Below are 20,747 nucleotides of genomic sequence, written 5' to 3' on the forward strand. Positions count from 1 at the left end.
CGCGGCGGGGCCACCGAAGCCTCGCTCACACGGAGTCGACGTCGGTGGTGGCGAGCCTGGCGTAGACGTCGGGCCGGTTGCCGCGGATCCGCAGGGCGAGTGCCACCCCGGCTCCGAAGACGAGCGGAGTGAGCGCGACCAGCGTCCAGTTGACGGCCGGTCCGGCACCGGTGAAGAGACTGAGCCGCGTGCAGACCAGCCCTGTGATCACAGCCAGGAGGAGCGCGGCGGCCACCGGTGCGGCGACCGTGCGCAGGCGCCCCGCCGCGGCGGCGCCGGGGTTGCGGCGGAAGAAGACGGCCACGGAGCAGGCCGCGAGCGTCTGCAGCGCGAGGATGCCGACCACGCCGGGGGTGTTCACCCACAGCAGGAACTGGTTGTAGGGGTGCGCACCGATCGCGGCGAACACGGCGGTGACGACGGCTGCCAGCACGGTCTGCGCGATGCCGGAGACCCAGGGCGAGCCGTGCCGGGGGTGGATGCGGCCCAGGCGGGCGGGGGCGGCCCCCTCGGTGGACAGCGCGTAGCCGTAGCGGGTGATGGCGTTGTGGAAGGCGAGCAGGGAGGCCAGCAGGCTGCTGACGATCAGCACGCGCTGGAGGTCGGTGGCCCAGCCGCCCACGTAGTGGGTCATGGCGGTGAAGAACATCTCGGCGGGGTTTTGTGCCGCGGCCCCGACGGCCCGGTCGTCGCCGAAGGCCTGGATGATGACCCAGACGACGAACGTGTAGAACAGGCCCAGGAATCCGACGGCCAGGTAGGTGGCGCGGGGCACGGTGCGGTCGGGGTCGCGGGCCTCCTCGCGGTAGAGGACGGTGGCCTCGAATCCGATGAAGGCGGCGATGGCGAGGCCCAGCGGTGCGCTCATCTGCGAGGTGAAGACGTGGGAGGGGGCGAAGGAGGCCAGGCTCAGGCCATGCGCGCCGCCCTTGACCAGGATCGCGCCGGCGAGCAGCACCAGGACGGCGGTCTCCGCGATCAGCAGAGCGGCGAGGACCTTGGCGCCCACGTGGATCGACCGGAAGCCGAGGAACCACACCACGGCGATCCCCGCGAAGGCGTAGACCGGCCAGGGCAGGTCGATGCCCAGGAGGTCGTTCGCGGTGCCGGCGGCGAAGAACCCGAAGGCCCCGTAGGTGCCGATCTGCAGGGCGTTGTAGGAGAACACCGCGAGCAGCGCCGCACCCAGTCCGGCAGGGCGGCCCAGGCCCCGGGAGACGTACGAGTAGAAGGCGCCCGCGTTGCGGATGTAAGGCGTCATGGCGGTGAAACCGACCGCGAACAGGCACAGCACGACGCCGACCGTCAGATAGGCGACAGGGGCGCCGATGCCGCCGAAGAGGATCGCGAGCGGGGCGATACCGGCCATCACGGTGAGCGGCGCGGCGGCCGCCACGACGAAGAAGACGATGTCGGCGACGCCGAGCGTGGCGCGCTGCAGACGGCCGGCCGGATCCGTACCGGCGGCCGCCGGGGGCTGTTGGGGAGCGGTGGAGGTGTGGGGCTCGGTCATGGAGGTCTCCGCGTGATGCATGAGGTCGACGGGGGACGGGAGTGGAGGGGACTTGTCCCTGGCACGCAGGCCCGGCCGTGACCGCGCCGTGAGGCTATCGCCCCACGGCGGGTACCGGGTCGGGAGTGCCGGAGCCGTGCGTGCGCCGGCCGGCCAGCCAGGTGCCAAGGACGGGCAGGTGCGCGAGGTCGCGGGGAGCGGTCTCGACCGGGTCGGCGGCGAGATGCACCAGGTCGGCGCGCATTCCGGGGCGCAGGACGCCCCATTCCTTCTCCTCGAACGCCTGGTAGGCGCATCCGGCGGAGTAGGCGGCCAGGGCGGTCGTGGTGTCGATCCGCTCCTGGGGGAGCCAGCCGCCCTCGGGGATTCCGTCGGGCGTCTGGCGGGTCACGGCGGTGGCGATGCCCCGCAGCGGTTCGTGATCGGTGACCGGCCAGTCGCTGCCGAACGCGAGGTGTGCGCCGGAGGAGAGCAGGGCGGCGATCTGGTACTGGCGCGCGCCGCGCTCCGGGCCGATCTTCGGCAGGATGAGGTCGGTCATCAGCCGGTCGGGCTGGGCCCACAGCGGCTGCAGATTGGCGATCACCCCGAGTTCGGCGAAGCGGGGCAGGTCGGCAGGGTGGATCAGCTGGGCGTGGGCGATGACCGGGCGGCGGTCGCGGGGGCCGTTGGTGCGGGCCGCGGCCTCGATCGCGTCGAGGGCGACCCGGACACCGCCGTCGCCGAGCGCGTGGATGTGCGGCTGGAAACCGAGGGCGTCGATCGCGGTGACGGCTTTCGCCAGTTCCGCCGGAGTCCAGTTGGCGATGCCGTGGGAGTGCGGGCAGTCGACGTAGGGCTCCAGGAGGGCGGCCGTGCCGGACTCGACGACCCCGTCGGCGAAGAACTTCACGGTGTGCGCGGTGAGGAGCCCGGGGGCGGCACCCTCCACCCGCTCACGCTCGGCAGCGAGCCGGGCGACCCGCTCGCGCCAGTGCTCCGGTCCCAGGAAGAAGCCGAGGTCGGCACGGATCGGCAGTCCCGGACCACTGGTCGCCGCGGTGATCCAGACGTCGGCGTGGTGCGGTTCCACCCAGGCGTCCTGCACCCAGGTCACCCCGGAGGCGGCGAATCGGGCGGCGGTCTCGCGCAGCGCGTCCACCTGCGCGTCGTGGGACGGCTGGGGGACGAGGTCGAGGACGGGAAGCACGGCGCCGAACTCGCGCAGGGTGCCCAGCGGCTCGGCGGAGCCTTCCCGGCGCACGATCTCCCCGCCGTCCGGGTCGGGCGTGGCGGCGGTGAACCCGGCCCGGCGCAGCGCCTCGCTGTTCACCCACGCCGTGTGGTGGTCCATCGTGCGCAGCACCACGGGCCGGTCGGGGACGGCCGCGTCCAGCAGGCGGGCGTCGAACCGGCCGTCAGGGGCGAGCCAGGCGTCGAATCCGTCGCCGGTGATCCACTCGGCTTCGGGGTGCTCGTCGGCCCAGTGCCGTACGGCCTCGACGATCCCCGCCACCGAGGTGCACTCGCGGACGGGTGCTCCGAGCAGGCCCAGGCCGCCCATCACGGGGTGCACGTGCCCGTCGCCGAACGCGGGCAGCAGGGCGCCTCCTTGCAGGTCGACCACGACGGTGCCGCTGCCGCGGGCGTCGAGCGCCGCCGGGCCGAGCGCGCTGATCCTGCCGCCCGTGACGGCGAGGGCGTCGAGCACCGGGCCCTCTGCGGCCCCGGTCCTGACGGTCCCTCCGGTGAACACGATGTCGGCCTGCATGGTGGTGCGCCCTTCCCGTCGTACGACAACCGAACTGAAACTGATTCGGTTTCGGTAATGTAGACACCGCTCGAACGGTCGGGAAGGGTTTTACTGAAAGTCATTCGGTAAAGTTCGAGTGACAGCCGCGGGCAGCGTGCCGCCGCCCGGCGGGGGAGACCGATGAAGAGGAGCCCACGTGGCAAGGCCGCGCACCCCTCTGCTGGACCGCCGGCGCATCGGCGCGGCAGCGCTGAGAATCGCCGATGAGCAGGGCGCCCTCACCATTCCCGCCCTGGCCCGGGAACTCGGGGTCGCTCCGTCCGCGCTCTACCACCATGTGTCAGGCCGTGAGGAGATCATCTCGCTCATGCGGGAAGAGCTGGCCCTGGAGACCGGCCCCGACGACTGGGACTCTGCACAGCCCTGGGATCAGGCCCTGGAGGCCTGGGCCCGCTCCTACCGCACGGCCTTCGCGGCCCACCCCGGGGCGGTGCCGCTGCTCGCGACGGCACCGCTGGCCGAGCCCTTCATGCATGCGATGTACGAGAAGGTCGCCGAACTCCTGCTGACCGCCGGCTTCACCGCCGGCCAGGTCATGCCCCTGATCAACGCGATGGAGAGCTTCATCCTCGGCTCGGCCCTCGACCTCGTCGCGCCGCCGGTGATGGTCTCCGACGTGACCCGCGAGACCGCCCCCCACCTCAGTGCCGTACTCGACGACACCCCCACCGACCACCGCCGGGCCGAGCTCGCTTTCGACACCGGTCTGCGAGCCCTGCTCACCGGCTTCCGGGCGTTCCTGCCCCGGTGACCGGCTCGGACGGCCCCACACCCCACCCATCAGCTCACCCGAGGAGCCCCTCATGACCGCTGCCTTCCACGTCCTGACCACCGGCTACGCCGACGAGCGGGTGGCCGGCACCGTCACCCTGCTCGTCGACGGCGAGACGGTCGCGATCGTCGATCCCGGCATGGTCGCGGACCGCCGGCTCATCCTGGACCCGCTCGCGCACCACGGACTGAGCCCGGAAGACGTCACCGACGTGATCTTCAGCCACCACCACCCGGACCACACGTTGAACGCGGCCCTGTTCCCCGAGGCCCGCTTCCACGATCACATGGCGATCTACCAGAACGACATCTGGGAGGACCGCGAGGCCGACGGATACCAGCTGTCGCCGTCGATCACGCTCATGACGACCCCCGGCCACACCGCCGAGGACGTCAGCACCCTGGTCGGGGCCGACGAGGGCCTGGTGGTCCTGACCCATCTGTGGTGGACCGCCGAGGGACCGGCCGACGACCCCTTCGCGCCCGACCGCGAGCAGCTGCGGGCGGCCAGGGAGAAGGTCCTGGCCCTGGGCCCGGCGCTGATCGTGCCGGGACACGGGGCACCGTTCGTGCCGTCGGCGTCGACGCCTCTTTAGCCTGCCGCGCACCTTCGTCGCCCAGGCGTGGACCATCGGCCGACGCCGTCCCGCCCTCCCCCTTCCCACACCGGTATTGACCCAGGGGGACCAAGGGGGAGGAGCGCGCACTTGAGAGTGCCACCACATCCGTACCGGCGTCGAAGGCGCCACCGCCCAGGGCGTCCAGCGCTGCGCTCTGCGCAGATCCCGCTACAAGGGACTGGTCACGACCGGCCTCAAGCACCAACTCACCGGCGTCACGATCAACCTCGCTGGCATCGAAGCCCACGTCACCGCCGTACCCCGAGCCTGCACCCGCATGTTCGCAGCGCTTCGCCCCGCCGCACGCGGCGGGGCGAAGTCACCAGGCTGGGCCGGGGCGCGTCCCCCTGCTCGGGTCAGTGCCCCTGGCAGCAGGAACCACCGCGTGTCCGGCCGGCGCCCAGCGCGCCCATGTGCTGCGCCGCCTCGGCTCGGGCCCGTCCCGTCTCCGATGCCGCGTCGTGGACCACCCGTCCGGAGACCAGGGTGTAGCGGACCTTGGTGGCGCGGATGTCCTTCACCGGCACGCTGGCGATGTCCCGGTCGAGGACGATCAGATCGGCCCGCCGGCCCGGCCGAACGGTTCCCGAGCCGCCGTCGTGCAGCTGGTGCGCTGCACCCGCGGTGTGCATGACCAGCGACTGGAGCCGGGTCAGCGCTTCGCGGGTGTTGAGAGGTGGGTCGTTCTCCTCAGGGTTGCTGCGGTCGATCGCGGTGGCGATCTGGGTGAAGTGCAGCAGCGGGTCGACCGGCCAGTCCGAGCCACCGGCCAGCCGGGCCCCCGCCTTGGCCAGGCTGTGAGCCGGATACAGGCGCGCGTACCGCTCCGGCCCGAGATAGGGCCGCAGCGCGTCGTTCGTGAACGCGGAGGGCATCGCCCACTGCAACTGCATGCTGGCCACCACTCCCGCCCGGGCGAAGCGCCGGTAGTCGTCGGGATGCACCAGCTGGAGGTGGGCAATGGTGTGCCGTCGGCCGGGGCGGGCGACGGCCTCGTAGGCGTTCAGGGCCGTGCGTACGGCGCGGTCGCCGATGGCGTGGGCGTGCAACTGCCAGCCGTCCGCGTCCAGGGCGGCGACGAGAGCCCGGTAGTCCCGATCGCTGACGTGCAGGGTGCCACGCTGATCGGTCGGCCTGCCCTCGGCGTCCAGGTACGGGTCCAGCAGGGCGGCGGTCTGCGCCGGGAACTCCATCACACCGTCCAGGAAAACCTTGGCGGTGGTCAGCCGCAGCGTGTCCGGTCCGGTGAAGCGCCGGCGCACGCCGCGCAGGTACTCGGCCGCCGCCCGGGGCTTCTTGGCGAGTTCGGCGTCGATCAGCAGCGCGGGGGTGATGTGCTGCGGCAGCAGGCCCTTGCCGATGAGCTCGGCGTAGGTCTTGACGGTGTCCTCGCCGCTGGCGGCGTCCAGGAAGGACGTGATGCCGGCGGCCAGCAGCATGCCGGCCATCTTGACCTGCGCGGCCTCGATCCGGTCAGCGCTCGGCGGAGGGATCACCCCGGCGACGAGCCCCTGGGCGTCGTCCTTCAGCAGGCCGGTCGGTTCCCCGGCGCCGTCGCGGACGATCTGTCCGCCCGCCGGATCGGGAGTGGTGCGGTCGACTTTCGCGAGGGCCAACGCCCTGCTGTTCGCGAGGCTGTTGTGGAAGTCCGAACCCTGCAGGAAAATCGGGCGCCTGGTGTTCAGCGAGTCGAGCACCTTCTTGTCGGCCACGGTGCCCGCTGGCAGCAGGCCCACCGGGTTCCAGTCGGCCACCTGGAGCCAGCCGTCCGGCTCCTGCGTCGCCGTCGCGTCGAGCATCTCCTGGATCTTGGCGCGGAACTGAGGAACCGTCAGGGACGCATTGCCCAGCGACGGGTTCAGGGACTGCGCGGCCGCGCCGAGCGGGTGCATGTGCCCGTCCTGCAGGCCCGGCATGACGGCCCGCCGCCCGCGTCGATGACGACCGTACGGGGGCCGATGCGCCGCCGTATGTCCGCGTCGCACCCGACCTCGAGGATCTTTCCGTCGCTGCCGACGGCCACCGCCTGCGCTCGTGCGCTGCCGTGGGCTGCGGTGAACACTCTTCCGTTCAGGATCACGGTGGACACCCGCACCGGATGCCGGCCGGTGGCGGCCTGTGCGGCTGTACCGGCAGCAGCCACCGCGAGGGCACCTGCCCCGGCCGCGGCCAGGAACGTCCGCCGGTGGAGCGGGCCGCTCGCGGGTGCCGCAGAGGTGCCGCCGAAGACATCGGGCATCTGATTAACTCCTCACCCGGCGGCCGGTCCGGGCCGCCGTCGCCCGGCACGCCGATTGATTAAGGTCATAACCACAAGCCGTCACGAGGCTGTTGGGGAACATCACGGGGCTGTTGGGGAACATGGGGTACACATGACGAGCTCGCGTGCCTGGCGGCGTCCCACGCTGGGTGCCGTGGCCGCACGTGCCGGGGTGTCCACGGCCACGGTGTCGAATGCGCTCAACGGCACCGGACGACTGTCCGAGGCGACCAGGCAGCGTGTGCTGGCCGCGGCACGCGAACTGGGTTATGCCCCGGCCAGCACGGCCCGTGCCCTGGCGCGCGGCGGCACCGGAGTGCTCGGCCTGACCATGACGACGTACGGCGACCTTCCCGTCCCGTACACCGAGATCCCGTACTACGCACAGCTGGCGCTGGGCGCCATGGCGGCGGCACACAAGCGCGGCTATCTGCTCCAGGTGATGCCGAGTTCGATGTCACCGTGGATGTGGCTCAACACGCCGATGGACGGCGTCATCCACGTCCATCCGCGCGCGGAAGACCCGGTGCGTTCCATCCTGCAGGAGCGTGGCATACCGATGGTCTGCGAAGGCCGGCCGCCCCAGCCGCACTGGTGCGACACGTGGGTGGACGCCGACTACGAAGCGGGCCTGCGCCTCCTGCTCGACCACCTCACGCAGTCCGGCGCCCGGCGGATCGGGCTCTCCCTGCCCCTGCACGACGACGCGTACCCGCACCTGATCGCGCACGCCTACCGGTCGTGGTGCGACGAACAGCGCATGCCCGCCCTCGTGGAGGAGTACGCCCCGCTGCCCGACCCCTTCACGGCCGAACAGGACGCGGTCAGCCGGCTGCTCGAGCACGATCCAAGACCGGACGCTGTCCTCGGCGTCTACTCCGACTCCGGTCACAACATCCTCGCCGCCGCTCGCCACCACGGTCTTCGAGTGCCGCGGGATCTGCTGGTGGCGTGTGTCAGCGAGGATCCGGACTACGCGACGACCACCCCGCCCGTCACCACGCTCAGCCTCCGGCCGGACCGGGTGGGCGCCGAAGCGGTCGACCTGCTGATCGCTGTCATCAACGCCCGCAGCGGCGTGGACCGGCAACGGCTCGTGCAACCGGTGCTGCTCCCTCGACGGTCCACACGGCGCTCTCGCTCGTCGAGGCCCGCCGCTCGCCTGCCCGGCGCGGTCGGTTGAGCGGACTGTCCCTTGGCGGTTGCCGGGGGCAGCGCCCGTGATGGGCGACGCAGGCCGGGGGCCGCGCCGTCACGGGGCACGGCCCCCGTCCTGGCGTCGTCACAGTGCGAGGATCTGCCAGTCCTGGTTGGAGCCGCCGGTGCCGGGCCACTGGATGACGTTGGTGCCGTCGGCCGTGGAGGCGTTGGCGACGTCGGCGCACCAGCCGGTGCGGGCGTTGACGAGCCGGTAGTAGCCGCTGGTGGCCGAGGGGACCAGCTTCCACCACTGGTTGTCACCGCCGTTGTCGGACTCCTGGGCCAGGGTGGCGCCCTGGGTGCTGCCCGGGCTCTGCAGGTGCTTGCCGCTCTTGACGTTGGCCAGTCGGAACGATCCGTCGGTGTTCGGCAGGAGGCTCCACTGCTGGTTGGTCCCGCCGCCGTAGGGCCACTGGATGAGCGTGGCGCCGTCGGCCGTCGAGGCGTTGGCGACGTCCAGCGCCTTGCCGCTGTTGCGGTTGATCACCTTGTAGGTGCCCAGGTCCGCGGTGAAGGGCCGGTCGTAGACCTCCAGGTTGCGGATGGACGCGTACACCCCGGCGGGCAGCCCGGTGACGGTGACGCGGACATGGCGTGCCTGGGCCTGGAACACGGCCGTCTGGACCTGGCTGGTGCCGGCGGTGGCGGTGTTGTCGACGAGCGTGGTCCACGTGCTGTTGTCGGTGGAGCCCTCGATCTTGTACTGGTAGTTGGTCTTGTCCAGTTCCCAGGCGATCCGGCTGCCGGTCAGCGAGCGGGTCGAGCCGAGGTCGACCTTGAGCCAGTGGCCGGTGTTGCCGTCGTTGGCGCACCAGCGGGTGGCGGTGGCCCCGTCGACCGCCTTCGCCGCGGTGTTGCCCTTGGAGGTCTCCTCGCTGTCGGCGGTCGCGGTCCTGCCGGCGGCGATGTCGCCCGGCTGCACGGCGCGGTCCAGAGTGACGCCGACGACGCTGTCCTGGGGATGGGTGGTGCGGTCGATGCCGCTGATCGTGATCCGGCCGTCGTTTGCGACCGAGAACGACAGGTTGGCACCGGAGCGCACATCGAAGACCCGCTTGACCTGGGCGTCCGCGATCGACGGGGTGGTGAAGGCGGTGCCGCTGTAGCCGGGCAGCAGGTGGGCGTAGAAGGTGTTGTCCTTGTACGTGAAGCCGTACTGACCGTCGACCGGGTTCCACGGTCCGCCGCGGGTGCCGTAGACGGACTGGCCGCAGACGCTCATGAAGGCGCCGATCTGCCGCAGCAGGCCGGCCTGGCCGTCGGAGACGGTGCCGTGCCGGTCCGGGCCGACGTTGACCATCACGGTCATGTTCCGCACCCAGCAGTTGACCAGGATGTTCAGGGCGGTGCCGTAGCTCATGACAGCGGTGTTGGAGTAGCCCCACGTGCCGATGATGCTGAAGACCTTCTCGACGAGCCTGCCGGTGCGGATCGCCCCGGTCGGGACCCCCGGGCCCTCGTCGCTGTCGTAGTCGCCCTTCCAGCCGGAGCGTGAGGTGGCGACGATGTCGGGCTGGTGCTTGCGGACCATGCCCATCAGTCCGAGCGGCTTGCCGCTGGAGTCCGTCTCGCCGTAAGTGGCGTCCACCTGCCACTGGTTGGCGGTGTCGCGGAACTGGCCGGGCTCCCAGAAGAACGCGCCGTCCGCGTCGGTGCCCTGCTCGGCGATCCAGCCGCCGTCCCACCACAGGTCGTCGATCACGCCGTACTGGGTGACCAGCTCCTTGACCGACTGGTACACCTCGGTCTTCATGATCCGCGCGTTCTCCTTGTGCGCCGGATCGGTGGTGTAATTCCACGGGTTGCTCGCGCAGTTGGTGCCGTTGACGTCGTAGTAGCCGGGGTAGCGCCAGTCGATGGGCGAGTAGTACAGGCCCACCTTCAGCCCGGCCGCCCGCACCGCCGCCACATAGTCCTTGACGAAGTCACGGTTGAGCGGTGCCTGTCCGGAGCTCCAGGCGTTGGGGTGGTTCAGCGGCCACATCGCGAACCCGTCGTGGTGACGGGTGGTCAGCGTCGTGTACTTCGCTCCGAAGTCCTTCGCCAACTGCGCCCAGGCCGCCGGGTTGTAGGCGTCCGCGGTGAACTGCTCACTCGTCGCGTCGGTGACGTACTTCCGGTAGTCCGCAGGCGTGACCGGCCCGTTGTGCATCCACCACTCGCCCTTGGCCGGGCCCGCGTACGGCCCCCAGTGGATGAACATGCCCAGCTTGGCGTCCATCAGCCACTGGATCTTGGAGTCCGGCTGCTGCTCCAGGCCCAGATCGACCTTGGGAATCCGCAGGGGAGGGAGCGGCAGGGGGGTGGCGGCCGTTGCCGCGTACGCGGGTGTCGCCAGCGCGGCGGAGCCGACGGTGGCAGCCACCGTCATGGCCGCCATTCCGGCGAGAACTGATCTTCGTGAGATGGATTGCGGCACTGTTTTTCGTCCTGTTCGGTCGTGGGGAACCCCGCCCGGAGTCGGCGGCTGTGGGCAGGGCGGCAGCGCGGCTCGGCCGATGGGTCCGGGGCCGGTAGGGGCCTCGGACCTATCGGCCCGCTCCACTAAGACATGGGATGTATTAACGAGTACGAACGTTGCTCTCGTCTAGTCCCGTGACGTAAGTCTTTGCAGTTCCCCACTACATGCATGGTCAGGGCCCTGGTGACCAAACCAAACATTGGATGTATTGATGGAGATGTGAGGCGTTCGGTCAGCTCGTCACGCGGAACGTGGCGTCGCTGCGCTCCGTCGCGTTGGTGATGGGGTCGAGCCGTAGCTCGTACGCGTAGTGCCGGATGTAGCGGTCCGGGTGGTTGTACGACTGGAACGACGACCAGGTCGAGTCGGCGAGCCCGGCGACCTTGCGGAAGGCGGCGTCCTGGGCGAACTGGCTGCTGCCGTCGTTGTGGGCGAGCTGGAAGTCGTAGTTGGAGTGGCGCAGGAAGTAGCCGGGGAAGTTCACCGACTCGAAGGAGACGGTGCCGGAGCCTGCCAGGCCGGGCCGCAGCCGGAACTGGGAGTCGTCGGCGGGGCTGACGTTCGGGTCGATACGCACGTCGAAGTTGGTGTGCCGGACGTACCGGTCCTGGAAGTTGTACGACTGGAGCCGGTTGATCGCGGTGTTGGGCCAGCGGGCGAGCACACGGCTCTCCTCGGCGGCCGTCAGGTTCAGGATCCAGCCGTGGCGCTTCTTCGTGCCGCCCATGTTGTAGCTTCCCGACGCCTGCTTCCGGTAGGCCGCCGGATTGGACGGGTCGGTCGTCAGGACCGGCATGTAACCGCCCCCTGAGGCGTACTGGTCGAGATAGAGGGCCCACTCGTTGCGGCCGTTGGCCTTCATCCACATCGGGCCTTCGACCTGCGAACCGGTCAGGCCGATGCCGGAGAGGTTGCCGAGGGCGGTCCAGGTGCCGAGGATCGAGTTGCTGCCTTCGAGCGTGATCTGGCCGTCGCCGGAGGCCCGCACGTAGCGGTAGTTGCCGACTCCGGCCGGTACCCCGACGATCTGGGTGTCGATGATGCCCTGGGTGCCGGGGCGGTCGATGTACACCTGCGGGGTGGTGATGGTGTGGAAGTCGGTGGTGCGGGCGTAGTAGATACGGTGCTTGAGTACGCCGTTGAGGGTCGCGTTCGTCGCCCAGTACAGGACGTAGTCGTTGGTCTCCGGGTTCCAGATCGCTTCGGGCGCCCACGCGTTGCGCCCGTCGGGGATCGCGCCGGCGACGTTGAGCAGCCACGGCTGCGACCAGTTGACCAGGTCCGTCGACTCCCACACCACGATGTTGCGGCTGGCGTTGTTGACGGCCTGGTCCCAGTTCTGCCCGCAGCCGATGCACAGGTCGGTCGCGATGATCCAGTACCGGCTCCCGTCGGGGGAGCGCACCAGTGCGGGGTCGCGTACTCCGCGCGTGCCGACCGTGGAGCGCAGGGCTATCCCGCCGCCGTTGAGATCACTCCAGTTCAGGCCGTCCGTGCTGTGCGAGAAGTAGATCTGCTGACCGTTGGACCCGTCCCCGGTGAAGTGCACCATCAGGTAGCCGGGATCGGCGGCGGCGGCATGTTGCGGTGTGGTCAGGGCCTGGCCGGTGAAGAGGAGGCACGCGGCGAGCAATATCGCCGTCAGCCGTGCGCGCAGCGCGGACATGTACATCTCCTGTCGTCCTTCGCACGCCACCATCGGGTGACGAGGGGCGCGGTGGAGTGGTGGGGGGTGGAGCAGGACGTTCTACGGCGTTCGGGCGCCCGTGAGGTGGCGCTTCGCCTGTGCCGCTTCGGCGTCCTGTTCCCGTGCGACTTCTGCTTCTCTCCTGTTCGGCCCCAGGGGCCTTCGGAGCACGGCGATGTCCGGCGGGCGACCGAAGTCTCCGCCGGTGACGGGGAACGCCGTTGCGTGTTGCGGTGTGCCGTCGAGGTCCTTGGTCGGGGGAAGCCTGCGCAGCAGATTCCCTGTTCAGTGGGGCGAGTTGTCCGAAAAATCGAACGGCGTTCGTAAAGTCGGGCAGACGCTAAATGGGGGAAGGGGGACGCGTCAATACCTCCGACATCTGTGGATCGGGGGACCGGGGAAGGCGGTTGGGGTGGACGGTGGCGGTGGGGTCGCACGTTCAGGTTTCCGAGGTCCCTCCGGGGAGACGGCGGCCACCCCGACCTCGTACACCCTGGTGAACCGCAACACCTGGCTGAACGACAACTGCCGGCAGTGTCGGCTGGTACCGGTCAGCTGACCACCGCAGGAGAGAGGCCGCCTGTGGCGGGGGCCGCCAAGGCCTTTATTGCTCGGGCAGTCCGCCCAGGCCTACAAGGTCCTGTCCGAGGCCGGGTTCTTCAAGCCTTGACGGCAGCTCGGGTGCTTCACCGCGTCGGTGTCAGCGGCGAAGACCGAGGGCCTCGGCTCCCGCATAGCGGGCCTGGGTGCCCAACTCCTCCTCGATACGGACGAGTTGGTTGTACTTTGCGGTCCGGTCGGCGCGGGACAGCGACCCGGTCTTGATCTGACCGCAGCCGGTGGCGACGGCGAGGTCGGCGATGGTGGTGTCCTCGGTCTCGCCGGAGCGGTGGGACATGACGACGGTGTAGCCGGCGCGGTGTGCGGCGGCGACGGTGGCCAGGGTCTCGGTGAGGGTGCCGATCTGGTTGACCTTCACCAGGATCGAGTTGGCGATGCCGTCGCGGATGCCGGCGCGCAGCAGGGTCTCGTTGGTGCAGAAGACGTCGTCGCCGGTGAGCTGGCAGCGCTCGCCCAGCCGGGCGGTCAGGTCGCGCCAGCCGTCGTGGTCGTCCTCGGCCATCGGGTCCTCGATGGAGGCGACGGGATAGCGGTCGACGAGCGCGGTGAGGTACTCGGCGTGTTCGGCGGGGGTGCGGCGGACGCCCTCGCCCCTGTAGTCGTAGACGCCGTCGCGGAAGAACTCGGACGTGGCCGGGTCCATGACGAGGGTGATGTCGGTACCGGCCTTGTAGCCTGCCTGTTCGATGGCGCGTACGACGAAGTCCAGGGCCTCCTCGGCGGTGCGCAGGTCGGGTGCGAAGCCGCCCTCGTCGCCGACGTTCACGCTGTGTCCGGCGGCGAGCAGGTTGCCGCGCAGGGTGTGGAAGACCTCCGAGCCCATGCGGACGGCCTCGGCGAAGGTGGCCGCCCCGATGGGGGCGATCATGAACTCCTGGAAGTCCAGCGGATTGTCGGCGTGGGCACCGCCGTTGACGATGTTCATCATCGGCACCGGCAGCAGGCGGGCGTCGACCCCGCCGACGTAGCGGTACAGCGGCAGGCGGTGGGCGGCCGCGGCGGCCTTGGCGGTGGCCAGGGAGACGCCGAGCAGGGCGTTGGCGCCGAGCCGTGACTTGGTGTCGGTGCCGTCCAGTTCGATCATGGTGCGGTCCACGGTCGTCTGGTCCTCGGCGTCGAGGCCGGTGACGGCGTCCGCGATGGTCTCGTTCACCGCGTCGACCGCGCGCCGAACTCCCTTGCCGTGGTACCGGGTTGGATCGCCGTCGCGCAGTTCCACCGCCTCGCGGGCTCCGGTGGAGGCGCCGGACGGAACGGCCGCGCGGCCGAGCGAGCCGTCCTTGAGTTCTACGTCGACCTCGACGGTGGGATTGCCCCGGCTGTCGATGATCTCCCGTGCGACGACCCGGCTGATGGCGGTCACGGTGCAACTCCTCACGCTGGGCCCGCACGGCGGCGGGCATAAGTTCCAGAAAGAAACAAAGTGAGTCCCGATAGGGAACCTACTATGGGTGCATGAGGATGCACAACGCTGACGAGACCTGCGGCATCGCCCAGGCCGCCCTGGTCCTGGGGGACTGGTGGAACGTGCTGGTGCTGCGAGAGGTCGCCCGCGGGCACGTCCGTTTCGACGCGCTGGCCGCCGAGATCGGCCTGTCCCGCAAGGTGCTCACCGAGCGGCTCGGCCGGCTCGTCGCGAGCGGGGTGCTGCGGCGCAGCCTCTACCAGCGGCGCCCGGTGCGCTACGAGTACCTGCTCACCGATGCTGGCGAGGCGCTGCTTCCCCTCCTCGTCGCCATGCAGGACTGGGGCGACCGATGGGTGCTGGGCGACGGCAGCCTCACCGCGACCGCGGAGGCCGACGGCGCCGAACACGCCCGCGTGCACGCCCTGACCGGCACCCGCCTCCGCGACAGTCTCGAACTGCCCGGCGCCCAGGGCGAGGATCTGCCCGTCGTCTCACCGGATGCCGCTGCCACCGTGCTGTTCACCTACCCCGGCACGGGGATCGAATGGGGCCCCATCCCCGGAGCCGCGGGCTGCACGCTGGAGAACCGGCTCTTCAGAGACGCCTGGCCCGACTTCCGCCGAGCGGGTGTCGATGTGCGCGGCATCAGCACCCAACTCGTCCACGAGCAGGCGGAGTTCACCCGCGCCGAGGACATCCCGTACCCGCTCCTCTCCGACGCCGCCCACCAACTGGCCGCGGCCCTGCGGCTGCCCACCTTCCGCGGGGCAGGGCGGTTGCGCCACAAGCGTCTGGTCCTGGTCGTCGACGCCGAACTGACCGTACGACACGCGCTGTTCCCGGTCGTCGACATCCCGCATGCGGTCACCGAGAGCCTGCGCCTGGCAAAGGACACACTCCGGACGGCGTGAACGGCCCTGCCGCGACCGCTCGCCCCATGAAGCCGGCTCTCACAGCCTCGAACCCCGCGCCGAGGAACGTGGATGGTACGGCTCGCCGCCGACCTCGCCTCCGGAGCGTGGGACGCGCGGTACGGGCACCTCCGCACACGGCACCGACCTCCGGCGCGGAGCCCGTCAGCACGCATGGAGCAGCCGGCGCATCGCCCACGGCCGACGAGACGTCTGAGCCGGCTGCCGTCCGCCCGTCTCAGACACCGCCCGGCCTTCCGCGGCATCGGCACTCGACACACCCACCAGCCCCGTCGCCGCTCGCCACCCTCGTCAGGATCGCCTTGCCCGTTGCCCTGCCCACCCACTTCGGCGTCCAGCTCCCCGGCGCGTGACCTCCGAACTCGCCGACGTCCCCGACATCCTCCCCACCGACGAAAACCGCGTGTGCCTCTCAACCGCCTCGCCACCCGGAAGCACCAGGACGCACAGGCAGCCCGTTCCCCGCCCTCGTCGTCGAGACCGAGACCGGCCGCATCCGATCGGCGGGCTTCAACCTGGTCCCGGCCTCAGGGCTCTCCTCCACCCACGCCGAGGTCGTAGCGGTGCCCTGTCCCTCGCCCAGGCCGGCCAGGTCCGGTGTGCGCCGCCTGCTCAATCGCCGGCCACGAACCCGAGGCGCCCGCAGGCGCGGCTCCCTCCGCACCGAGCCGCAGCCATGAGGAATCCCATTGCCGCAGACGATCTAGCTGGTTAGCTTCGGCGTCATGGCGGATGACGAACCCACGCGCGCGGCGCGACTGCTGGATGCCCAGGCGAAGGCCGAGCGGCTTTTCGCGGAGATCGAGGAGCGCGGGCTGGTCGCGCCGGGCCAGGGGGAGCAGGCGGTCAGCGACCGGGTCCGGGACCTGGCGAACGAGCTGTTCGGTACGACCCGGCACTGGCACAAGCGGATCATCCGCTCCGGCCCGAACACGCTCAAGCCGTACCGGGAGAACCCGCCGGACCGGAACATCGGCGTGGAGGACATCGTGTTCGCCGACTTCGGGCCGATCTTCGAGGAGTACGAGGCCGACTTCGGCCGGACCTTCGTGCTCGGCGACGACCCGGTCAAGCACCGCCTCCGCGACGACCTGCCGAAGATCTTCGCCGCCGGCAAGCGGTACTTCGCCGAGCACGCCGACATCACTGGCAAGCAGTTGTACGCCGAGGCGGAGCGGCTCGCCGCCGAGGCCGGCTGGGAGCTGGGCGGCTGGCACGCCGGGCACCTGGTCGGCGAGTTCCCGCACGAGTGGATCGACGGCGCGGACGTGGAGTCGTACATCGCCCCTGCCAACGACACCCCGCTGCGCCGTACCGACAAGGCCGGCCGCTCCTGCCACTGGATCCTCGAGATCCATCTCATCGACCGGGAGCGGGAGTTCGGCGGCTTCTACGAGGAACTGCTCACCCTCGGCTGATCACGGCACGGTGCGCGTCGAGCGAGGACACAGGCCGGTACGCGGGCCAGGAGAAACGGAGCCACGGCAGCTCGTTTCGGCGCGCTGACCCGTCATCGGCACCAGCCTGCACCGGGCGCTTGGAGCCGAGAGGGCTGGGGGGCCGACCTGCACGCGGGAGGGGACTTCCGGGGGCCGCGACGTCTCCCGGGGGCAACCACGTTTGTAGAGGTCAGTGTTGTGTCGCCGGACCCGTGGCACGGTTCTGCGGTCGCGCCTTGGTCAGTCCGTGCTCCACGGCCCTGAGCAGGGTGAGGGCGGCGTCGAGGTGTTCGGTGTCGTGGCCGGCGGCCTCGGAGACCGTCGCGGCCCATTCCTGCCGGACCAAGGTGGCGTTGCTGCGTCCGCGCTCGGTGGAGTGGACCGTCACCCCGCGACCGTCGCCCGCGTGGGCGCGCCGCTCGATGAAGCCCTTCTGTTCGAGCCCGCGCAGAACGGTGGAGAGGTTGGTGCGCTGCAGACCGGTCGCGTCCGCGATGCGGCTGGGCGGAGCGGCGGGGTCGTGCTTGAGGTAGCGCATCACCATGCCCTCGGACTGCGACAGGTGGACAGCCTGCTCGTCCGTGTAGCGGCGGAACTGGATTTCCCGGCTGATGATCAGTACGAGGTCGGCCAGTTCGGCCCACCGTTGCTCGTGTTCCGGCCCTGCTGTCGGGCCTGTCGGGTGCGCTCGGTCCTCCATCACCGCTCCAGGGTACGGGGTTGCCGCCATATGGTTATGAGGGCATACTCCTTATGGACTCATAGTTATGAGTACATAACTTTCGCTTTTCTGGAGTCGTCATGACGACAACCACCTGCTCACAGGCAGCCAGGGCGACCGCGCTCTCGCCCCATGCCGCAGCCCGCGTCGGCGGGCTGCACCCGGCCGGAGTGTTCATCCTGCTGGCGGGCGCATTCCTGCCGATCATGGATTTCTTCATCACCAACGTGGCCCTGCCCAGCATCGACGCCTCCCTGCATGCCTCGGCGTCCTCGCTGGAGCTGGTGATAGCCGGATACGGCGTGGCGTACGCGACCCTGCTCGTCCTGGGCGGCCGGCTGGGCGACCGCTACGGCCGCCGCCGCGTCTTCCTCGGCGCGCTCGTGGGCTTCGTGCTGGCCTCGTTGGCCTGCGGTGTCGCACCGAGCGTGGGTGCGCTGATCGCCGCCCGCATCGTCCAGGGCGCCACCGCCGCCCTGCTGATCCCCCAGGTACTGGCGACCTTCCACCAGGTCCTCGAAGGGGAACGCAAGTCCCGTGCCGTGGCCCTGTACGGCGCCACCTCCGGCATCGCCGCCGTGGTCGGGCAACTGGTGGGCGGGCTGCTGGTCAGCGCCGACATCGCCGGTACCTCCTGGCGGCCGATCTTCCTGGTCAACGTGCCCATCGGCGTCGTGGTGCTGATCGTGGCGGCCCGGATCGTGCCCGCCACCCGCTCGCACCACCCGGTCGGCATCGACCTGCCCGGCACCGTGCTGTTCGCCGCCACTCTGACCGCCCTGCTGGTTCCGCTGACCGAGGGTCACTCCCTGGGCTGGCCGTGGTGGACCTGGCTGCTGCTCGCCGCCGCGGTCGTACTCGGCGCCGCCACTTACGTCGTGGAGAAGCGCGCCGAGCGACGCGGCGAGGTCCCACTGCTGCCGCCGTCGCTGCTGCGCCTGCCGTCGATGTCCCGCGGCCTGGTCATGGTGTTCGCCTTCAGCATCGGCTTCGGCGCGTTCATGTTCGTCTTCGCCCTCACCGTCCAGAACGGCCTGCACGCCGACGCCCTGCACGGCGGCCTGGCGATCCTGCCGATGGCCCTGCTGTTCTTCGCCGGCTCGCTGTTCGCGCCGCGGCTCATCGGCCGGTTCGGCAGGGCGGCGCTGTCAGCCGGCGCCGTCGTCCAACTCGCCGGACTGGTCTCCCTGGTGGCGGTCCTGCTCGTGAAGTGGCCGCACGTCAGCCTCTGGGCCATGGCCGTACCGCTCGCCCTCGCCGGGGCCGGGCAGTCGATGCTGTTCGCCGGCCTGTTCCGCAGCGTGCTCGCCGACGTGCCCGCGCACCTGGGAGGCATCGGCAGCGGCGCGCTGATCACCCTGCAGCAGAGCGGACTCGCCCTCGGGGTGGCCACGCTCGGCACCCTCTACATCGGCCTCGCACCGCACGGCGTCTCGCACGCCTTCGCCGGAGTCGAGTACGTGCACATGGGCATCGTCGCCCTCCTCGCGATCGGCGCCGCCGCCCTCCCGCGCTTCACCGCCGCCGCGCCCGCCGCCACTCCGGTCGCAGAAGCCTGAACCCGCCCCTTACGAAAGGGAGCAGTGATGAGTCTTCTCGACTGTCGCGACGGTAGTTCGCCATCACCGTGATGTTCCACATGACCTTCCCGGCGATCACCGTCGGTCTGTCGATCTTCCTGTCGGTCGTCCACGGCCTGTACTGGCGAACCGGCAGGGCGGTCTAGCTGCAGATGTTCCGGTTCTGGCGGCGCATCTTCGGCGTCGGCTTCGCGATCGGCGCGGTCGCCGGAGCCGTCATCACCTTCCAGATGGGCCTCAACTGGGGCGCGTACGGGGCGAAGACTGGCCCGATCATGGCCTGCGCCATGCTGCCCGGCCTCGTCGGCATCCTGTCCGCTTCGGTGCTGACCGGCGCCCGAACCGGCCTGGTCACCCCGCTCGGCTTCGCCGCCCTCGCCGCGCTGATCGCCCTCGCGGGCTTGGTCGCGAAGCCCACGTCGGCCGGGATGCCGGCGGCCCGGCACCGGTCCGGGGCCCGGGTCCAGGAGCGAGGAACATGGAGTCGGCGGCCGATGGCCGTGTGCCCGGCCTTCGCGGAGTAGACCAGGTAGACGGTGACCTGGGCGTTCTCGATCCGGCCAGCGGCCCCGGTGCACGGGCGCTGAACCCCGACGCTCCCGGTGCCCTGCATCACATCGCCGGTTTCGTCCACGACGAGGACCGCTTCCTCGTAGGCGAGGTTCTCGACAATGAAGGCCCGCACGTCATCACGCACTTGGTCCGTATCCTGCGCAGCCCAGGTCAAGGGGCCGCGTCCTGCGACGTGGCTCCACCCGGGCGAACCGGCCGGCCGCCTTCGTCGTCAGCCCCTCGAACACCGAATGTGACCGGGCAAGGTCCACGTTCTGGTCTTCGACCACCGCCTGATCTTTGGTTGTCCACACGACATCCGATGATCAGGGGTGGCCGCATCTGTCGATGCGCCACCCCGGACCAGGGCAGCTGAGCATCAGCTCGTTCGACCGGCGCGAGGCAGTGGACCTTGACGTCGAACAGTGCGAGTCCGGGGGCAGCGCCGACTTCACGGAAAAGCCGGGGCGCCGGCGGGCCGTCCGGAGCCGCACGCACGGCCTCAAGGGCGGCGCGGTCCCGCCACAACGTCTGAATACGCCAGTCTCCGCCCTGTCCGCTGAGCAGCTCAGTTCGCACCAGCCCATCAGGGAAAGGACGGGCGACAAGCTCTCGGTAGGCCGCCACAAGGTCGGCTTCACGCTCGGGCGCGACGACGGCGCTGACCTCGGTCAATATCTGTCCGGTCATTACCCTCATCTCCTCTGCCCTCACGCTACGCGGCAGGCCCCGGGACCGCCTGTGTACCACCCCCCGACCAGCAAGATCGCGATCGTGGGGCGGCGTTCAGTATTGCTCGGTCTCCATGAAGCCCGCGTCCGCGTCGTTGTTCGCGCCGAGGGCAGCGGCGGTCGGGTCGAATCCGGGCGGGCTGTCCTTGAGGCCCAGGCCCATGTCGGCGAGCTTCGCCTTGACCTCGTCGATGGACTTCGCACCGAAGTTGCGGATGTCCAGGAGGTCGGCCTCGGAGCGCGCCACGAGCTCACCCACGGAGTGGACGCCCTCGCGCTTGAGGCAGTTGTACGAGCGGACGGTGAGGTCGAGCTCCTCGATCGGCAGTACCAGATCGGCGGCAAGGGCGGCGTCCGTCGGCGTCGGGCCCATGTCGATGCCCTCGGCGTCGATGTTCAGCTCGCGGGCGAGACCGAACAGCTCGACCAGGGTCTTACCGGCGGAGGCCATGGCGTCAC

15 protein-coding genes and 3 pseudogenes are annotated in these 20,747 nt (G+C 70.3%); 8 read left to right on the plus strand and 10 right to left on the minus strand.

Translation table 11 applies throughout. From position 1 onward, the window contains the following. Positions 1 to 25 precede the first annotated feature (25 nt). Both ACFY10_RS23355 and ACFY10_RS23360 read right to left on the minus strand, forming a co-directional pair. Positions 26 to 1,513: an APC family permease gene (locus ACFY10_RS23355; protein WP_390667082.1), complete on the minus strand. Its 1,488-nt coding sequence runs from the start codon at positions 1,511 to 1,513 to the stop codon at positions 26 to 28. A 94-nt stretch (positions 1,514 to 1,607) separates the two neighbouring features. Continuing rightward, positions 1,608 to 3,263: an amidohydrolase gene (locus ACFY10_RS23360; RefSeq protein WP_390667084.1), complete on the minus strand. Its 1,656-nt coding sequence runs from the start codon at positions 3,261 to 3,263 to the stop codon at positions 1,608 to 1,610. A gap of 178 nt (positions 3,264 to 3,441) precedes the next feature. Here ACFY10_RS23360 and ACFY10_RS23365 point away from each other — a divergent pair, with 178 nt between their 5' ends. From ACFY10_RS23365 to ACFY10_RS23375, 3 genes and pseudogenes are all read left to right on the plus strand, one after another. After that, positions 3,442 to 4,056, plus strand: a complete 615-nt coding sequence (locus ACFY10_RS23365) for a TetR/AcrR family transcriptional regulator (RefSeq protein ID WP_390667085.1) — start codon at positions 3,442 to 3,444, stop codon at positions 4,054 to 4,056. Positions 4,057 to 4,108: 52 nt separating this feature from the next. Next, on the plus strand, positions 4,109 to 4,672 hold the full coding sequence (locus ACFY10_RS23370; RefSeq protein WP_390667086.1) for an MBL fold metallo-hydrolase: 564 nt from the start codon (positions 4,109 to 4,111) through the stop codon (positions 4,670 to 4,672). Positions 4,673 to 4,793: 121 nt separating this feature from the next. Next, positions 4,794 to 4,997: pseudogene (locus ACFY10_RS23375) on the plus strand (IS5/IS1182 family transposase); the annotation flags it as partial. A 55-nt stretch (positions 4,998 to 5,052) separates the two neighbouring features. On the opposite strand, the gene ACFY10_RS23380 reads toward ACFY10_RS23375, so the two are convergent. Both ACFY10_RS23380 and ACFY10_RS23385 read right to left on the minus strand, forming a co-directional pair. Next, positions 5,053 to 6,588 carry an amidohydrolase gene (locus tag ACFY10_RS23380; RefSeq protein ID WP_390667087.1) on the minus strand — a complete coding sequence of 512 codons (1,536 nt, stop codon included), beginning with the start codon at positions 6,586 to 6,588 and terminating at the stop codon, positions 5,053 to 5,055. Next, entirely contained in the window at positions 6,555 to 6,935 is a 381-nt protein-coding gene (locus ACFY10_RS23385; RefSeq protein ID WP_390667088.1) for a hypothetical protein, read from the minus strand. The genes ACFY10_RS23380 and ACFY10_RS23385 overlap by 34 nt, the downstream gene beginning before the upstream one ends. A gap of 133 nt (positions 6,936 to 7,068) precedes the next feature. On the opposite strand from ACFY10_RS23385, the gene ACFY10_RS23390 reads away from it, so the two are divergent. Further along, complete coding sequence (locus ACFY10_RS23390) at positions 7,069 to 8,139, plus strand: LacI family DNA-binding transcriptional regulator (RefSeq protein ID WP_390667089.1); 1,071 nt, start codon at positions 7,069 to 7,071, stop codon at positions 8,137 to 8,139. A gap of 99 nt (positions 8,140 to 8,238) precedes the next feature. Here ACFY10_RS23390 and ACFY10_RS23395 read toward each other — a convergent pair whose 3' ends face one another. From ACFY10_RS23395 to eno, 3 genes are all read right to left on the minus strand, one after another. Continuing rightward, positions 8,239 to 10,527: an alpha-L-fucosidase gene (locus tag ACFY10_RS23395; RefSeq protein ID WP_390667090.1), complete on the minus strand. Its 2,289-nt coding sequence runs from the start codon at positions 10,525 to 10,527 to the stop codon at positions 8,239 to 8,241. Between the two features lie 322 nt (positions 10,528 to 10,849). Continuing rightward, entirely contained in the window at positions 10,850 to 12,283 is a 1,434-nt protein-coding gene (locus tag ACFY10_RS23400; protein ID WP_390667091.1) for a glycoside hydrolase family 43 protein, read from the minus strand. Between the two features lie 721 nt (positions 12,284 to 13,004). Further along, positions 13,005 to 14,288, minus strand: a complete 1,284-nt coding sequence (gene eno / locus ACFY10_RS23405; RefSeq protein WP_390667092.1) for a phosphopyruvate hydratase — start codon at positions 14,286 to 14,288, stop codon at positions 13,005 to 13,007. Between the two features lie 92 nt (positions 14,289 to 14,380). On the opposite strand from eno, the gene ACFY10_RS23410 reads away from it, so the two are divergent. Next, complete coding sequence (locus ACFY10_RS23410; protein WP_390667093.1) at positions 14,381 to 15,244, plus strand: winged helix-turn-helix transcriptional regulator; 864 nt, start codon at positions 14,381 to 14,383, stop codon at positions 15,242 to 15,244. Between the two features lie 746 nt (positions 15,245 to 15,990). After that, complete coding sequence (locus tag ACFY10_RS23415; protein ID WP_390667094.1) at positions 15,991 to 16,683, plus strand: M24 family metallopeptidase; 693 nt, start codon at positions 15,991 to 15,993, stop codon at positions 16,681 to 16,683. 211 nt (positions 16,684 to 16,894) lie between these two features. On the opposite strand, the gene ACFY10_RS23420 is transcribed toward ACFY10_RS23415, so the two are convergent. Then, positions 16,895 to 17,404: a MarR family winged helix-turn-helix transcriptional regulator gene (locus ACFY10_RS23420; RefSeq protein ID WP_390667124.1), complete on the minus strand. Its 510-nt coding sequence runs from the start codon at positions 17,402 to 17,404 to the stop codon at positions 16,895 to 16,897. Between the two features lie 101 nt (positions 17,405 to 17,505). Here ACFY10_RS23420 and ACFY10_RS23425 point away from each other — a divergent pair, with 101 nt between their 5' ends. Both ACFY10_RS23425 and ACFY10_RS23430 read left to right on the plus strand, forming a co-directional pair. Beyond that, the gene (locus ACFY10_RS23425; RefSeq protein ID WP_390667095.1) at positions 17,506 to 18,984 is read left to right on the plus strand and encodes an MFS transporter; all 1,479 of its coding nucleotides are present in this window, start codon (positions 17,506 to 17,508) and stop codon (positions 18,982 to 18,984) included. A gap of 68 nt (positions 18,985 to 19,052) precedes the next feature. Continuing rightward, positions 19,053 to 19,283: pseudogene (locus tag ACFY10_RS23430) on the plus strand (cytochrome ubiquinol oxidase subunit I); the annotation flags it as partial. 110 nt (positions 19,284 to 19,393) lie between these two features. On the opposite strand, the pseudogene ACFY10_RS23435 reads toward ACFY10_RS23430, so the two are convergent. Together ACFY10_RS23435 and ACFY10_RS23440 are read right to left on the minus strand one after the other, a co-directional pair. Further along, a pseudogene (locus tag ACFY10_RS23435) lies at positions 19,394 to 19,723 on the minus strand (transposase); the annotation flags it as partial. Between the two features lie 620 nt (positions 19,724 to 20,343). After that, positions 20,344 to 20,747: DNA-directed RNA polymerase subunit alpha C-terminal domain-containing protein (locus tag ACFY10_RS23440; RefSeq protein WP_390667096.1), on the minus strand; the 404-nt coding region annotated here is incomplete at its 5' end.

The organism is Streptomyces sp. NPDC001401 (assembly GCF_042895385.1).
Classification (GTDB): domain Bacteria; phylum Actinomycetota; class Actinomycetes; order Streptomycetales; family Streptomycetaceae; genus Streptomyces.

Bases quoted from the DNA above. Each gene is read 5' to 3' on its own strand.
- ACFY10_RS23420 (WP_390667124.1), bottom strand. From the start codon at position 17,404: ATGGAGGACCGAGCGCACCCGACAGGCCCGACAGCAGGGCCGGAACAC.
- ACFY10_RS23390 (WP_390667089.1), top strand. From the start codon at position 7,069: ATGACGAGCTCGCGTGCCTGGCGGCGTCCCACGCTGGGTGCCGTGGCC.
- ACFY10_RS23370 (WP_390667086.1), top strand. From the start codon at position 4,109: ATGACCGCTGCCTTCCACGTCCTGACCACCGGCTACGCCGACGAGCGG.
- ACFY10_RS23425 (WP_390667095.1), top strand. From the start codon at position 17,506: ATGACGACAACCACCTGCTCACAGGCAGCCAGGGCGACCGCGCTCTCG.
- ACFY10_RS23355 (WP_390667082.1), bottom strand. From the start codon at position 1,513: ATGACCGAGCCCCACACCTCCACCGCTCCCCAACAGCCCCCGGCGGCC.
- ACFY10_RS23380 (WP_390667087.1), bottom strand. From the start codon at position 6,588: ATGCACCCGCTCGGCGCGGCCGCGCAGTCCCTGAACCCGTCGCTGGGC.
- ACFY10_RS23415 (WP_390667094.1), top strand. From the start codon at position 15,991: ATGGCGGATGACGAACCCACGCGCGCGGCGCGACTGCTGGATGCCCAG.
- ACFY10_RS23385 (WP_390667088.1), bottom strand. From the start codon at position 6,935: ATGCCCGATGTCTTCGGCGGCACCTCTGCGGCACCCGCGAGCGGCCCG.
- ACFY10_RS23395 (WP_390667090.1), bottom strand. From the start codon at position 10,527: ATGACGGTGGCTGCCACCGTCGGCTCCGCCGCGCTGGCGACACCCGCG.
- ACFY10_RS23360 (WP_390667084.1), bottom strand. From the start codon at position 3,263: ATGCAGGCCGACATCGTGTTCACCGGAGGGACCGTCAGGACCGGGGCC.
- ACFY10_RS23410 (WP_390667093.1), top strand. From the start codon at position 14,381: ATGAGGATGCACAACGCTGACGAGACCTGCGGCATCGCCCAGGCCGCC.
- ACFY10_RS23400 (WP_390667091.1), bottom strand. From the start codon at position 12,283: ATGTCCGCGCTGCGCGCACGGCTGACGGCGATATTGCTCGCCGCGTGC.